Source organism: Ligilactobacillus faecis, from assembly GCF_029889745.1.
GTDB lineage: Bacteria > Bacillota > Bacilli > Lactobacillales > Lactobacillaceae > Ligilactobacillus > Ligilactobacillus faecis.
This window is the reverse complement of record NZ_CP123639.1, coordinates 271,614-286,660: the sequence shown is the minus strand read 5'-3', so window position 1 is coordinate 286,660 and position 15,047 is coordinate 271,614. Positions and strand designations below refer to the sequence as shown.

Sequence of the window (15,047 nt, the reverse complement as noted above, 5' to 3'; positions counted from 1 at the left end):
GAGTGAATTTGTGATTGTATTATTTAAAAATTTCTGGGACAGTGGTTGATCCGGCGCCACAAACTATGAGCGTTGGAATTCAGGATATAGATGCTAAAGCAACTCGTGACGCACATGGGTTGTTGCACCGTGATCGAGTTGCAACTAAAAGAAAAATAACTCTGACTTTTGGTGCTCTAACAGTTTCTGAATGTGCACAGATCTTAAATGCTGTCAAGAATGAGTTTTTTAGTGTTGAATTTTTAGATCCACAAGACGGGCAGATGCGATCAGGAACATTTTATGTTGGTGATCGGACTACACCAGTCTATTCTTTTGTTGATACCTATCCAGTTTGGAAAGGTTTATCCTTTGATCTAATTGAACAATAGAGGAGGTGATCATAGGTGCTAACACAAGCAAAAGAGGTAGTAGATGCTTGGCGTGCATCACAACGAACATTAGATATTAAAGTTCTTGTCAATGGAACTACGTATACCGCTCGAGATATCAATAGCTTAAAGTATGATTCGGGTGCATATACTGGCGAGACATTCGCTATTGGATCAACATATTCAAATAGTGTTCAGATTGAATTCTCGCATCTTGTCGAAGGGTTAAAACTTGGAATGAAAGTTTTACCTAGTATTGGGATCAAAACAGCCAGTGGCTACGTTTATGAACCTTTGGGTGTTTTCGTCATTTCAAACGAGATCAAAATGGATCGAAATAATAACCTGACAACTATTAGCGCAAGTGACCAATTTTGTGGACTTGAGGGGATATATGAATCATCTCTTAGTTATCCCGCAAAAGTGTTGGATGTGATCGCCGAGGTATGTGCTAAAGCCGGTGTTAAAGTCAATACTGGTGACTTAGCCAGATTACCTAAGCAGTCCGACCTTCCTACTCCTATCACTGGCCAAAGTTATCGCAAGGCGCTTGGATGGATCGCTCAATTATATGTTGGTTATGCACTCTTTGACCGGCAAGGTTTATTTACAATCAGAACGATCGCAGAACCAAATTATTCACTAGATCCTAGTCAATATGAACAAGCAGGCCTAGTTAAAAATGAGGCTACTTATAAGATCGGGGGTATTCAATGCCAAACAACGATCACGACTGAAACTAGGGATGGAGAGAAAACAGAAACAACGCAAACCTATCAGGCAGGATCAAGTAGCGGTGCGCAGATCAAGTTGGAAAACAACATCATGACAGTTGAAAGACTTAATGATATTTGGGAACGTTTGAAAGATCTTAATTTCTACCCTTTCAGTTTGAACTGGTTTGGAAATCCAGCTATCGAAGCGGGCGACTGGCTTAGATTAAAGGATAAGCAAGGCAATTCGTTTGTTGTCCCTAATAATAGCTATACACTTGATTTTAATGGCGGACTTTCAGCTGTTTCTAAAGCTGATCAGACGTCTAGCTCTGCACAGGCGATCAGCTGGAGCGGTAGTGTTATGCAGGCGATAAAAGAGCTACAAGTTCGAAATGCTCCTGACGGGACGGTCATTTATCCGACGACGGTCACAAGTCCACCTGAAAATGCAAAAGTAAATGATATCTGGTTTAAAAAGAACGGAAATGATACAGAACTTTGGGTATATGAAAAACAAGATGATGGCTCTGGCGTTTGGAAAAGAAATGATTTAGCAAATGATGAGATCAAGAAACAGATCGAAGAACAACAAACAGCTTTAGAAGAAGCGCGTTCAAAAGCTGATCAGGCATATCATTCAGCTGAGAATGCACATTTGACCGCTGATACTATTTACAAAGACTTCATGTCTGTACAAACAGATATGTCGGCACAAATTGCTGATGCAAGCCAAAAGGCGCAAGAGACGGCTGATAATTATACAAAAATGAAGCATCAAGTTGATAGTGATCTAAACGCACTAACGAAAGTCACAGATAATTTAACGTCAAATGTTGGAAAATTGACGACTGATGTTAATGGGGTCAAAGGTCAATATGCAACACTAGACGGTCGAATCAGTGAATTTAGTGCAGGCTTAGAGGGCGTAAATGCTCAATTAAAAGATGCTAAAGGACAGCTAGCAACTGTTAAATTGACAGCTGATAGTGCAGCGGCAAATTTTTCCAGTGCAAAAGGAGATATTGCTAGCTTAAAAACTAAGGCTAACGAGATCGAACAGCAAATGCTGAGTAAGGTCGGTAATGATGTTTTTGAAAGTTTTCGAGCAAGTACAGCACAGGAATTGCGTAGCAAACTAACAGCTACTGATCTAAATGGATACGTCAGAACTAGCGAATTTACCCATACGGCAGATAGTCTGAAAGCTAATATTACAACGATCGGTGATCAAATCAATAATTTGGATATTGGTGGTCGAAATTTATTAAAACAATCACAGTTGGGCTCTAGTTATTTACATGATGCGTGGTATGAAACATTCGGCGGAATTACCTGGAACAGCGACACAGTTGAGCTTAATGTCGGTGATAAAGATTGCGTACAAATTGAGCAACGCGTATACGATATTGAACCAGATACTGATTATGTATTTAGTTTTGATCTAAATTACGCCGATGGACAACATCCTGATAAACAAGGGTTCATTTTTTGGGAGTTTAAAGATCGTGAATGTAAACAGACAACAAGTGTTTATAAAGATAATTGGACTAATATGGCCCAACTTCCAAATACACCGGGACGACGAGATAAAAAGATTGTGATCCATACGCAACCTGACACTCATACGATAATCTTCATGGTGCGTTCTCTAAAAGGTGCGAAACTTCCATTTAGACTTAGCAAAGTTAAGCTTGAAAAAGGCAATAAGCCAACAGACTGGTCGCCTGCCCCTGAAGACTTTAGTGAACAATTAACAACGGTGAATAATACACTGCAGTTGTATAATACTGAATTTAACTTGCTTAAAGACGGTATGACCCTAAGAATAAATGAGATCAGCAAGATCAATGATCGAATAAATGGGCTCAAAGTGGGTGGTCGAAACTACCTACAAGGATCACTAGATTTTACGTGGCCGACGGGTATTGGTCAGCTTAACGTTTCTCCTACATTTGAAATGCAAGGCGAAACTAAGGTCGCACATCTAAATAGTCAATACTTTGGTGGTATATACACTAGATGGGGTGGCGCCTTTCCTAATGGAGAACTGCAAGTCGGCGACGATTATACGTTATCGTTTGATGCCAAGGGAACAGGCGTGTTTAAGACTGTAAAAAACGAAAGTGAGGCTAGTGATGGTCCGTTAGCCGGGACTAGTTTAACCTCAGATTGGAAAAGGTATAGTGTTTCTGGCAAAATAAACAGCCTTAACAAAGCGTATATCATCTATTTTAATGCTGGATATGATGCATATATTAGACATGTAAAAATTGAAAAAGGTAACAAGCCAACTGATTACACTCAAGCCCCAGAGGATACAACCAAGCAACTTTCTAAAGTTGACGATACTTTGAAATCGCAAAGCTTGGATCTCAAGTTTTTAAAAGATGGAATGCAGCTGCGAATAAACGAAATAAATAACGTCAATGATCGTTTTAATAATTTGATGATAGGTGGAACGAACTTGCTTGATAGAACAAGTTCAGAAGCTAGATCAAATGATGCTCCGACAACTGGTTGGATAGACGGTGCAGCTTACAATACGCTAGATGCTTTAACTGAGAGTAGATACATGTTATCTTTTGAGGCTCGTGGTGATGTAAATGGTCAACGTATTGGGACATTTCTATGGCACGGCGGTCTAGGTGGTAGAAACATAAGCAAGAAATCAACAACTTCGCAAGGTGAAACTTTTACCGCTGGCGATGGGCATCATTTGTTACATTAACGACTCAGTGGCAACGTTATTGGGTGCTCTATGAAGTTGATCCTGATAACACGAGGAAAACTGCGATCGTTGGTCGAAGATGGGCCGATTCAAAACCTAACGGGAAAGTCTATGTTAGAAAAGTGAAACTCGAATCAGGAGACAAGGCTACAGACTGGTCTCCAGCTCCTGAAGATACGGCAAATCAACTTCTGAATGTAGGGAATACATTAAAAACATATCAGACAGAGTTGAATGTGCTAAAAGATGGGATGACTTTTCGAACTAGTGAAATTGCAAGAGTCAATGATCGGATCGATAAATTAGGGATTCAAAACCTTGTCTATAACTCTGAATTTTCTAATAATGCTGAGGGTTGGACAAATATCGGTAATAATTCTGCAGGAACGATCTTTTTTTCAAATAATGAATGGGATAGCTGGCAAGGATCAAACGGACTAGCATTTAGAAACTCATCTGCGCCAACCAGCACACTTTTATCGCAAAGCAAGAGATTTAAGGTTTTAAATTGGCAACGAATTTCTGCTAGTGTGCAGTTACATGTAACTGATACTATTACTAATAGTTGTGATGCGGGGATCGAGATCATATTTTATCCCGATGAAACTAGCGGTAATGAAATTAAACGTGTATCTCAGACAACATCAAGAGTAAATAATATTTCAAATGGTTTTGCAAAATTGCTCTATGTAAATGATGTTGAAGTGCCCTCCAATGCTAAATTTGCTACTCTCAGGCTATGGACATATAAGGTAGGAAATGTCATCTTTAATCAACCTATGGTGACGTTTAGCAGTTCTTATTTGCCGTACACCCAAGATAACAAGTCTTTAGGTGTGTTGTCGGAGAAGTACGCAGCCCTTGATGTCAAAGTGAATGGTATTAATTCGGTTGTGGCTAATAAGGCAGATATTTCCTATGTAGATCAAAGAGCTGGTCAATGGCAAGCTAAGTTAGAGGAACTGCAGGTTGGCGGGACTAATCTTCTGTATAACACTAGAGAGTATCAAGGATGGGATCTATACAACTGTAGTGTTGAAGATGACAACGGAGCCAAAACAAGAATAATTCATTATTGGTTTGGTGCTGGTCAACAAAACGCCAAAGATAGTGCGTTTAGAGCTAAAAATTCTATCTATCTCGTTAAGGGCCAACAATATACTATATCGTGTAAAGCCAAGTACTATAGCTCAAATCCAACGGGCAGAGAAGTTGGTGGGCAATCTCTTCATATGTTTAGCAGTTATACAGATCAACATGGTGGTGGAGGTTTCTTACTTACTGAAACTCTGAGAGACCAGTGGAAGAAGTATAGTTGTACCTTTACTAGTGATCGAACTGGAAGTTTTGATGGTTGGCGCATTATCAACTGGATAAACGGTAGCTTTGAAGGTGGATCTATTTACGTTGCAGAAATTAAAATTGAAGAGGGAAGTAGAGCTACAGACTGGTCACCAGCTCCAGAAGATAACATGGCTGCGATTACGGCTGTAAGAAACGAGTTGAATACAGCGATTGATCTACGAGTGCAAAAGGGTGAATTGTTATCTCAAATTAATATGCAAGCGGGGCATACGTTGATTCAAGCTAATAAAATCTATCTTGATTCTGAATCAGTAGTGTTTAGTGGTAAGGCATTTATCCCAAGCGCTGCAATAGCTAGCTTATCTGCTGATAAAATCAATGGTGGAACAATTAATGGGCGAAATATCAACGTTATTAACTTGAACGCTAACAATATTACTTCTGGATCGATTTCAGGAAGCAATTTAAATATTAATCTTGATAGTGGTTACGTTTCATTTCAGAAAGGTAGAATTAGATCAACAACCGGAACTTTAGATATAGATATTGATAATGGAACCTTGAATATAGTTGATATATGGGGTAATGGCGTGTTTGCACGCAATGGTTCTATTGATTTTAGTAGAAAATCTATTTGGGATAAAAATAAAGATCCTCAATACGGACGCATAAATAGATCATCAACAATCCTTAACGAAGCCTGTGATGGTATGGAAATCATAGGAAATGAAGGAATTGTAATGAAATCTAATAATTATAATGGCTGGGGCTATCTACTGAGCGACAAGATCAATGGAGCCGGTGTTACTTTAGGAAAATCTGGAAAGATGTTACTAGAAGCCAGCGGACCAATGACTCTTATGTCTGGAACGTTAAGTGATGGTATAGTGCGATCAAGACCACAGATTAAAATAGGTACGAATGGATGGCTCGATCATGGAAATTTAGATAGTTCTGGAAATAATATTTATATGATTGCGAATGGTGTATGTATTAACGCAAACGGAGAAACTCTTATTGGCACTGGCGGGTTAACCGTTAAAGGAAGATTGGGAGTTGAAGGAAGCAAAAATTCAATCGTAGATACTTCTCAAGGGAAAACAGCAATTAATGCATATGAAACAGCCGAATACTACTTTGGAGACATTGCCAAAGCGAACACGGGTACTTTTAAACGCATAAAGATTTTGATCGATCCATTATTTTTAGAAACGATCAACACAAGTATTGATTATCATGTGTTTGTATCTAGCTATGGAGATGGTTATGCTTGGGTCTCTGAGATGAAGGGAGATTACTTTGTAATTGAATCTAACGTACCAAATTTACCTGTATCATATGAAATCAAGGCAAAACGTAAACAATATGAAAATGTTCGACTAGATAAAGTCGATGTAGATCTGAAAGGAGAAAATAAATGAGTGCATTAAATTTCAAAAATGCTGAATTAGTCGCAGTAGGAAACTTTCTAGATGGTTTGAAACTAAAGGGACGTGCCAGTCGTGGACGTACAAAGCTCATTAAAGTTTTTGCAGAAAAAAACAAAGAATACACCGAGGATCTAGATGAAATTCGCAAGAATTATTTTGAAGTCGATGATCGCGGTGAGTTGAAGAAAGATGGAGATCATTACATTTTTAAGAATGAAGACGACCTCCCGCAGTTACAAAAAGAAATGAGTGATTTGGCAGAAGAAAAAGCTGTGATCGATTGTACTGAATATTTAGAGAAATTCAAAGCTTTGTATCAAGAGTTGCTTGACTATCCATATGAATTAGATAGTCAGGCAGCTCTTATTTATGATGTTTTGATGGATCAGTTAGAAAAAACAGAGGAGGAAGGTAATTAATATGTTTAAAAATACAATGAATGGCTTGCAATATCGTTTTGATGCAAAAGGGAATACAGTGCGGATCGATGTAGGTTTCGAAGGTCATGACGACAATCGAGATAATTATATTAACGGATCCGTCAATGTAACTGCTGATGATTTAGAATCTGGGGTTACACTAGATGACTTAAACCGCAAAAAAATTCAAGATATTGCACACAAGAAGCTGATCAAATTAGTTTCTGAGAACAATGAATAATTTGTGTTAAAAGTTGTGGTGGGTGGGCGGAATTTAAAGAGAAAAGAAGGGGTGTAATGCAATTACACGAAGTTGTAGAGCTACTATGTAGCCTTTTTGGTACTGGTTTTATTGGCTGGGGGGTTAAGGAGCTAGCAATCTACTTAGAACATAAAAAACAGGAGCGAGAATTATCGGCAGAAAGTTTGCACGAAACCGACAGACTTTTGAAAAATGGTGTGATAGCAATGCTACATCATGAGTTATACGATAACTGCACCCAATATATCAGTAATGGATATGTTACTCCAGGTCAGCTTAATGATCTGGAATATATTTTTAGTAGTTATAAGGATCTCGGTGGAAATGGTACCGGCGAGGTCTTATATAACAAAGTCAAAGCGTTAGATGTAAAAGATGATTAGGAGGAAATATATATGACTTTAATAGATATGATCGTAACGATTTTAACAGCGATCATCACAGCGGTGATTGGATATTGTGGTAGCTATTTTGTCAAAAACAGTCGAGCTTTAAGCATGCTTCGGGCATTAGAACCACTGGCTAAAGATGCAGTGGTTGCATCGCAAAAACTTGGAGTAACTGAATATTTGAGTGGTGCGATGAAGAAAAATCACGCTGTCCAAGCCGTTGTTCGGGCGCTCTTAGACGCAGGGTTCACCGTAAAAGATGAGCAGATCATCGTAAATGCAGTAGAACAAGCCTACGCTAAACAGCGGGATCTTTTGGATCAGTACCCACAAAAAGATAAGGGGGCAGAATAAGTTGAATAAGAAAAAATTACTTCTGGGAGTCGCTGTTGCAACGACTCTTTTTTTGGCTACTGTGGCAGTACCCAAACAGGTAGAAGCCGCGCGTACTGATATGGTTGATGTGTCAAATCATAACGACTATATGACAGTTGGAAACTTTACTGCGATGCGTGATCAATACGGCGTTAAATCTGTTGTGACTAAAATCAGTGAAGGAACATATTATCACGACTGGACAGCAAAAAATAACATCAGCACAGCACAGCAATCAGGCTTGTACATTAATGGCTATCATTTTGCAAGATGGTCCAGTGTTGGCGGGGCGCAAGCCGAAGCTAATTATGCTGTGGCGATGGCTAAAGCAGATGGCTTACCGATCAACGCCGTTTTAGTTGCTGATGTTGAGGCTGATCAACAACAATCGATACCTAAGAATATTAATGATCTAGCAGTGATGGAATTTAAGCGAATCGTTGAACAAGCAGGTTATCGTTATGATATCTATACTTCTCAAAGCTGGAAGAATAACGTTGTCAGTGTACCAGCCGGGACTGGGTGGATCGCACAATATCCATATAATGTGACGGCTGATCGTCATACGCAACACCATGCTTGGCAGTGGGCAAGTGACGCAGTATTCAACGGCTCCTACGGGCACTTTGATGTCTCGCAACTTTATGATGATTATTACACTGGTGGCCAAGATAAAAATGCTGTGATCAGTAACAGCGATACGCACCACGTAGATAATCAAAGTCAAGCTAAGCAAGAGCAACCAGTACAAACTTCAACCAAAGATGAAGACTATACGCAGACTGGCGTGTTTACAGCTAATACTAAGCTTAACGTGCGTACAGCCCCAAACACTAGCGCACAGATCGTAGCCCAATACGATCCGGGCGAAAGCCTGACGTATGATCACGTCTACATCAAAGGTGGATATGTCTGGGCACGGTATATGAGTTATAGCGGTAGTTATCACTATGTAGCAATGGGGGTGATGGGTGGTCAAGAATACGGTACACGACGTCAAGTTGCACCGAAACAACAAGTGAGAAGTTATCAGGTCAGATCTGGTGATACACTTGGAGCGATCGGGCGAAAATTAGGTACATCAGTATCACACCTACAAAGCGCCAACGGGATCAGAAATGCCAACTTGATCTACCCCGGGCAAACGTTACGATACTAATTGAATAGCTAAACTAAGCGCCACGCCTGATTAATTTTCGGGTGTGGCGCTTTTCGTGTTATACTAACGTTGAAAGAGGCTAGCCACCCTCTGGACCGTCTACGGGCGCCAGAGGGCTTTTTTGTGCAAAAAAATTACCCTCTGACAGATGTCAGAAGGTAAGACGGTTGCGAGTAATCAGCTCGCTAAAATGGAAGTGACCCTCCGTGTTCTCTACACTCTCATATTAAGTTAGATATTTATCTTTGTCAAGATGTTTTGTATACTGGGTATTGTACGTGAGATCTAATCAATCTCAGTTAGTACAAATTGGAGGTGAGACTCTCCGATGTTTTCTACAATACTAAGCTTGATCTTGGCTATCTTAGTCAATCTTGTATCAAGCATCATTTATGATTGGTTGAAAGACCGTCACTAGATGAAAAATGCCACACTCGAAAAATATCGGGTGTGGCTCTTTTTTTGTATCTAACGAGTCATTGATTTTAAGCTTGACTTCAAATCAAATAATGTCTTTTTGACTAAGTTTTGACTACGAGTTGTAAAAATGCAGGCGATTTTTCAGCAATGATATTAACGTTTCAAGTCAGTTATTATAGTAACTAGAAATACACAGAATTGTACAGAAATCTTAAAAATAGAAAGTGATTTTTTATTATCTTCATTTTTAAAATCGGGTATAGACAAAAGAGTGCTAAAAAAGGCACTCTTTTTTGTTTTTAGCTACATAATTGAATGCGTTTACGTTGTTTGGCATGATTTGATCGGAGTTCGGCATCAAATGATGTTCAAACTTTTTTGTTGAAGAAATATACTTAAAGCATCAGTTGAGATGAAATAGGGGGTAATCAAAATGGAAAAGAAAACAGCGTTGATAACTGGTGCATATGGTGGTCTAGGACAATGTTTTGCTGAGATCCATGCTAAAACAGGTGGGAACTTGATCTTAGTTGGTCGTGATCCGAAAAAATTGGTGGCCCAAGCCGAAAAATTAACAGAAAAATATGGGATCACAGCACATACGATCGCCGTTGATCTGGCAGAAAAAGAAGCAGCTTGGTCGATCTATGATACGTGTGAGGCAAACGGTTGGACAGTTGATTATTTGATCAATAACGCTGGTTTTGGCGGTCAAGGTGAGTTTATTGCTCGAACGATGGAACAAGATATGGCGATGATCGCAGTCAATATCGAAACACCAACGAGATTGGCGAAACTATTTTTACCTGATTTCGTCAAGCGTGGTAATGGTAAAGTCTTGAATGTTTCTTCGACTGCAGCAGCTATGCCAGGCCCACTCCAAGCAGTCTACTATGCAACTAAAGCCTATCTCACAAGTTGGTCTGAAGCTTTATGGCGTGAAGTGAAAGATACCGGCGTCACAGTTACCTGTTTGATGCCTGGTGCGATGCAAACGGGTTTTGCTCAGGCAGGGGGCTTGAGTGATACTAAACTCTTTGCTAATGCAGTCTCGCCACTTGAAGTCGCTCAAGCTGGTTATGATGCGATGCTTCAAGGTGAATTAGAAGTGATTGCAGGGCTGACAGCTTTACAAAAGCCGTTTATGAATTTATCACCGATGATCCCAAAGAAGTTGTTGTTAGATAATGTTTATAAATTACAAGAACGCGGTAGTGCTGATAATTAATGGGGGAAAATAAAGATGGCATATGTAAGTAAAAATCCATACAGTAACGAAGTGATGGCTGAATTTGAAACTTTGACAGATGTTGAATTTGAAGCAAAGATCGCCAAAGCAGAAGAAGCATTTAAGACATGGAAGGAAACAAGTTTTGCTACACGAGCACAGATCTTAAAAAAAGCAGCTAAACTGTTTCGTGAAAGAAATCAAGAGTTAGCGGCTTTAAATACAAAAGAGACGGGGAAATTGATCACGATCTCTTTATGGGAAAACCAAATGTGTGCCGATATTTTCGAATATAATGCTGAACATGCAGCTGAATTTTTAGCGCCACATTATTTAAAGACCGAGGACCAATTAGCTGGGGATGCGATCGGGATCTACCAACCGTTAGGTACGATCTATGAGATCGAACCTTGGAATGTGCCTTTTTTCCAAATGGCACGTCCTACAGCCGCTCAGCTGATGGCTGGTAATACTGTCGTGTTGAAACATTCATCAAATGTGCCCCAATGTGCTTTAGCTTTTGAAAAATTACTTTTGGATGCTGGCTTACCAGAAGGAGTTTTCCAAAATCTCTTTGTTGATTATGAACAATCAGATCGTTTATTGAGCGATCCACGGATCAGTGGGGTCACGATCACTGGTAGTACTGAAGTCGGACGTGAAGTCGCGGCTAAAGCAACCCATGCTTTGAAGAAAAATGTGATGGAACTTGGTGGCTCAGATGCGATGGTCGTTTTACCTGATGCCGATATGGCAACTGTGATCGAAGGTGCCTTGCTTGGACGTTTGACAAATTCAGGTCAAGTTTGTTTAGCTGATAAACGGATGTTGATCCATGAATCGTTATACCAAACATTTTTAGACGAACTAACAAAAGCAACAAATGAACTCACCATTGGCGATCCTTTAGAAGAAACCACATCTTATGGTCCGCTTTGTTCTAAAAAAGCTGCTGCTAAAGTTAAAGCTCAGATCCAAAAAGCAGTAAGCCATGGAGCTAAAGCAACACCGATCGGACCAGAAGTTCCGGCCGATAGTGCTTGGGTCCAAGCAACGCTCTTGACTGAAGTGACACAAGATAATCCGATCGCAAAAGAAGAGATCTTTGGCCCTGTTTTTATGGTCTTTTCGTATAAAGATGAAGCTGAGATGCTTGCGCTTGCAAACGGAACGCCTTTTGGTCTAGGGGCGTCAGTGTATACAACAGATCCTAAAAAAGCAGCTGCTTTAGGCGAAAAATTAGAAGCGGGAGCGATCTCGATCAATCAGCCGACGATGGCTTCATATGCGATCCCCTTTGGTGGGATCAAAGACTCGGGATACGGGCGTGAGATGAGTTTTTCGGGGATGCGCGAGTTTACAAATGAAAAATATTTGAACAGTGCTAAAATAGATATGCAAGCTGTTTTTGAAAATATTTCACGTAAGTAGGGATAGTATGGAAAAATTTGTGATCGATGGTCGGTATGCACAGCTCTTTGAAGAATATGGTCTTGACCTAAAGGAACTTTTGACTGAAGTTGGCTTAGCGCCTGAGACTTTTACAAAAGAACGCCCTCTTGTGGCTGAAAGAGATTATTACCACTTGATGGAACTGATCGAACATAAGTTAAGTGATCCTTTGTTACCGGTCAAGATGGCGACGCAAGAGAAGATCGAACAATTTTCGCCCCCGATCTTTGCCGCTTACTGTAGTCAAGACGGTCAAACCTTTATCAAGCGGATCGCTCAGTATAAAAAATTGATCGGTCCGATGACGTTTAAACTCAAACAAACTGAGACCACTTTAACGATCGAGTTACATTCGACTGCAAGTGAACTAAGCATCCCACGCTTTATCGCTAAAAGTGAGTTTGCATTTATGGTGGGGATGTTGCGGAAAGCAACTGGCTTTGAAGTTAGACCGCAAAAAGTTCAGTTTCATGAGCTTATGCCTAAAGAAACCTCTGCTTTAGCCGACTTTTTCTTAGTTGCTCCTGTTTCAGGGGCAAAAGATCAAATAACCTTTGCGCTGGCTGATCTCAAACGTCCCTTTAAAAGTCATGATCAGACGATGTGGGACTACTTTGAACCAGAATTAAAGAAACGTTTAGCCGAACTAGCAGTTGATGATTCGGTCAGTGCTAAAGTTCGCAATGCGATCACCGAATCGTTAGCTAGTGGCTTATTTTCGATCGAAGATATTTCCCAAAAGCTCGGATATTCTAAACGAACTTTGCAACGCCGATTAAAAGAAGAAAATACGACGTTTCAAGAACAATTGAATAGTGCCCGTGAGATCTTAGCATTACACTATTTAAAAAATATCACGATGACTACGAACGATATCGCTTATCTACTAGGTTACCAAGAATTAAATTCTTTTTTACGCGCTTTCATCGTTTGGCGGGGGATCAGTGTCAGCGAATATCGCGCTCAAAATGAGCACTAAAAAAGTCCTGTTAGCAGGACTTTTTAGTTTATTGTGTAATGAAATCAAGCAATTTGAACAAGACAGCTTTATTTTCGGCTGGGACTTTGGCTTGTAAAATATCTAGCGTGCTTTGTTTTAAAGCATTACCTTCATTTGGATAAGTCCGATCATTCAAAGCGATCTCACGGACATCGTCGGCTTCTGGTTCGAAATGAAATTGTAGACCTAATACATTATCACCGACTAAAAAGCCTTGCTCTTTGACAAGATCGCTCTCGAATAAATGGACGGCTTCTTTTGGGATCTCAAAGCGTTCTTCGTGCCAATGTAAAGCAGTTAAGCGTTTAGGAATACCAGGGATCACAGTGCTTTTTAAATAGACTGGCGCCCAACCGACTTCTTTAGCAGGAGCTTTTGTGATCTGAGAGCCTAAAGCTTTAGCGATCTGTTGAGCTCCAAAACAAGCGCCAAAGATCGGAACGTGTTTAGCTAAGAGTTCTCTTATGAGTTGGCGTTCTTGTTTGATCCAAAAAAGGTCATCATTTGGACTCATCGGCCCCCCTAAAATAACAAGGAAGTCAGTCGTATCAGCTGAAGGTAAGACACCGTCAAATTGATAAGGATGATAGATATAAAGTTCATGTCCATGTTCTTTGGCCCAAGCTCTGAGCGCACCGGGCCCTTCATTTGGTGTATGTTGCAAAATATTGATCCGCATACTGATCCTTTCTTCTCGTCGGCGCTTTTGGCCTAGGTCTCGCCGGCAAATACCTATGTTATTAAGCATTATAGGGCAGATCCAGTCAAGCGTCAACTATGACAGCAAGAGATGTCTTTTTGGCGTGAAATGATGTTTGAAACTTTAAACTCCTATGGCACAATATAGATAACAAAGCCAAAAGAAAAGGGGTAGAAAAATGGAAATTATTTTATTGACTGGGGCAAGCAGTGGGATCGGCAAACAGACAGCTGAATTTCTAGCTAAGCAAGGCTATAAAGTTTATGCTGGTGCAAGACGCATCGAGCAAATGGAATCATTGAAAGCTTTTGGGGTCACACCCTTACGTTTAGATGTGACTGATGAGTCTTCGATCAATGAAGCGGTCCAAACGATCATCCAAAATGAAGGGCGGATCGATGTTTTGATCAATAATGCTGGTTATGGTTCTTATGGAGCGATCGAGGATGTATCGTTAGATGAAGCTAAACGTCAATTTGAAGTCAATCTCTTTGGACTAGCTAGCTTGACAAAGGCAGTTTTGCCATATATGCGCAAGCAACAGGCGGGGCGGATCATTAACGTCGCTTCCATGGGTGGACGCTTAGTAAGCTTTTTAGGTGCTTGGTATCATGCGACAAAATATGCAGTTGAAGCTTTCTCAGATGCATTGCGGATGGAAGTCAAACAATTTGGGATCAAAGTATCATTGATCGAGCCTGGTGGGATCAAGACTGATTTTGGGCACATCGCAGCTGATAAATTAGAAAAATCGGCTCAAGGTGGTGCGTATGAAGCAGTCGCGCAAAAGACAGCTGCTGGGATGCGCAAACAATACAGTGGCAACATGATGTCTGACCCAATGATCGTTTCAAAAGCGATCGGTAAGGCAGTTGCGGCTAAACGTCCGCGTCCTCGCTATTTGATCGGGTTCATGGCAAAACCACTTGTCTTTTTACACACGGTATTACCAACAAGTCTTTTTGATAAGATCATGATGAATGCAAGTTAAAGAAAAAGCAAGCTAGGTCTTTTAGCCTAGCTTTTTTGTAAGACAAAATAATTGCAATCGAGTAGATAACATGTTAACTTACTATTTGTAAGAATGAAATCA

13 protein-coding genes are annotated in these 15,047 nt (G+C 40.2%); 12 read left to right on the top strand and 1 reads right to left on the bottom strand.

Translation table 11 applies throughout. From position 1 onward, the window contains the following. Window positions 1-14: 14 nt before the first annotated feature. The 11 genes from QFX10_RS01455 (at window position 15) to QFX10_RS01405 (ending at window position 13,233) form a co-directional block, all read left to right on the top strand. Window positions 15-371 (top strand): DUF6711 family protein, encoded by a 357-nt coding sequence (locus QFX10_RS01455; RefSeq protein WP_280606479.1) that lies wholly within the window; start codon window positions 15-17, stop codon window positions 369-371. A 15-nt stretch (window positions 372-386) separates the two neighbouring features. Further along, the gene (locus QFX10_RS01450) at window positions 387-3,815 is read left to right on the top strand and encodes a GumC domain-containing protein (RefSeq protein WP_280606478.1); all 3,429 of its coding nucleotides are present in this window, start codon (window positions 387-389) and stop codon (window positions 3,813-3,815) included. Between the two features lie 122 nt (window positions 3,816-3,937). Further along, window positions 3,938-6,541, top strand: coding sequence for a hypothetical protein (locus QFX10_RS01445; protein ID WP_280606477.1), 2,604 nt, complete (start codon window positions 3,938-3,940; stop codon window positions 6,539-6,541). Next, on the top strand, window positions 6,538-6,969 hold the full coding sequence (locus QFX10_RS01440) for a DUF1617 family protein (RefSeq protein WP_280606476.1): 432 nt from the start codon (window positions 6,538-6,540) through the stop codon (window positions 6,967-6,969). The genes QFX10_RS01445 and QFX10_RS01440 overlap by 4 nt, the downstream gene beginning before the upstream one ends. 1 nt (window position 6,970) lies before the next feature. Next, window positions 6,971-7,210: a hypothetical protein gene (locus tag QFX10_RS01435; RefSeq protein WP_280606475.1), complete on the top strand. Its 240-nt coding sequence runs from the start codon at window positions 6,971-6,973 to the stop codon at window positions 7,208-7,210. Between the two features lie 56 nt (window positions 7,211-7,266). Continuing rightward, a complete protein-coding gene (locus QFX10_RS01430) occupies window positions 7,267-7,614 on the top strand; it encodes a hypothetical protein (protein ID WP_280606474.1) in 348 nt (115 codons plus the stop codon). A 12-nt stretch (window positions 7,615-7,626) separates the two neighbouring features. Further along, on the top strand, window positions 7,627-7,974 hold the full coding sequence (locus tag QFX10_RS01425; RefSeq protein ID WP_280606473.1) for a phage holin, LLH family: 348 nt from the start codon (window positions 7,627-7,629) through the stop codon (window positions 7,972-7,974). A gap of 1 nt (window position 7,975) precedes the next feature. Next, a complete protein-coding gene (locus QFX10_RS01420; RefSeq protein ID WP_280606472.1) occupies window positions 7,976-9,154 on the top strand; it encodes a GH25 family lysozyme in 1,179 nt (392 codons plus the stop codon). Window positions 9,155-10,007: 853 nt separating this feature from the next. Then, window positions 10,008-10,802 (top strand): SDR family NAD(P)-dependent oxidoreductase, encoded by a 795-nt coding sequence (locus QFX10_RS01415; protein WP_280606471.1) that lies wholly within the window; start codon window positions 10,008-10,010, stop codon window positions 10,800-10,802. A gap of 15 nt (window positions 10,803-10,817) precedes the next feature. Beyond that, window positions 10,818-12,233 carry an aldehyde dehydrogenase family protein gene (locus QFX10_RS01410; RefSeq protein ID WP_280606470.1) on the top strand — a complete coding sequence of 472 codons (1,416 nt, stop codon included), beginning with the start codon at window positions 10,818-10,820 and terminating at the stop codon, window positions 12,231-12,233. 7 nt (window positions 12,234-12,240) lie between these two features. Then, window positions 12,241-13,233 carry an AraC family transcriptional regulator gene (locus tag QFX10_RS01405; protein ID WP_280606469.1) on the top strand — a complete coding sequence of 331 codons (993 nt, stop codon included), beginning with the start codon at window positions 12,241-12,243 and terminating at the stop codon, window positions 13,231-13,233. Window positions 13,234-13,261: 28 nt separating this feature from the next. On the opposite strand, the gene QFX10_RS01400 is transcribed toward QFX10_RS01405, so the two are convergent. Beyond that, window positions 13,262-13,933, bottom strand: a complete 672-nt coding sequence (locus QFX10_RS01400) for a type 1 glutamine amidotransferase (RefSeq protein WP_280606468.1) — start codon at window positions 13,931-13,933, stop codon at window positions 13,262-13,264. 199 nt (window positions 13,934-14,132) lie between these two features. Here QFX10_RS01400 and QFX10_RS01395 point away from each other — a divergent pair, with 199 nt between their 5' ends. Then, the gene (locus tag QFX10_RS01395; protein WP_280606467.1) at window positions 14,133-14,945 is read left to right on the top strand and encodes an oxidoreductase; all 813 of its coding nucleotides are present in this window, start codon (window positions 14,133-14,135) and stop codon (window positions 14,943-14,945) included. The last annotated feature ends 102 nt before the right edge of the window (window positions 14,946-15,047 follow it).

Excerpts from the sequence above, each read along its gene's own strand:
- QFX10_RS01440 (WP_280606476.1), top strand. The coding sequence starts at position 6,538 with ATGAGTGCATTAAATTTCAAAAATGCTGAATTAGTCGCAGTAGGAAAC.
- QFX10_RS01435 (WP_280606475.1), top strand. The coding sequence starts at position 6,971 with ATGTTTAAAAATACAATGAATGGCTTGCAATATCGTTTTGATGCAAAA.
- QFX10_RS01430 (WP_280606474.1), top strand. The coding sequence starts at position 7,267 with ATGCAATTACACGAAGTTGTAGAGCTACTATGTAGCCTTTTTGGTACT.
- QFX10_RS01425 (WP_280606473.1), top strand. The coding sequence starts at position 7,627 with ATGACTTTAATAGATATGATCGTAACGATTTTAACAGCGATCATCACA.
- QFX10_RS01415 (WP_280606471.1), top strand. The coding sequence starts at position 10,008 with ATGGAAAAGAAAACAGCGTTGATAACTGGTGCATATGGTGGTCTAGGA.
- QFX10_RS01410 (WP_280606470.1), top strand. The coding sequence starts at position 10,818 with ATGGCATATGTAAGTAAAAATCCATACAGTAACGAAGTGATGGCTGAA.
- QFX10_RS01405 (WP_280606469.1), top strand. The coding sequence starts at position 12,241 with ATGGAAAAATTTGTGATCGATGGTCGGTATGCACAGCTCTTTGAAGAA.
- QFX10_RS01400 (WP_280606468.1), bottom strand. The coding sequence starts at position 13,933 with ATGCGGATCAATATTTTGCAACATACACCAAATGAAGGGCCCGGTGCG.
- QFX10_RS01395 (WP_280606467.1), top strand. The coding sequence starts at position 14,133 with ATGGAAATTATTTTATTGACTGGGGCAAGCAGTGGGATCGGCAAACAG.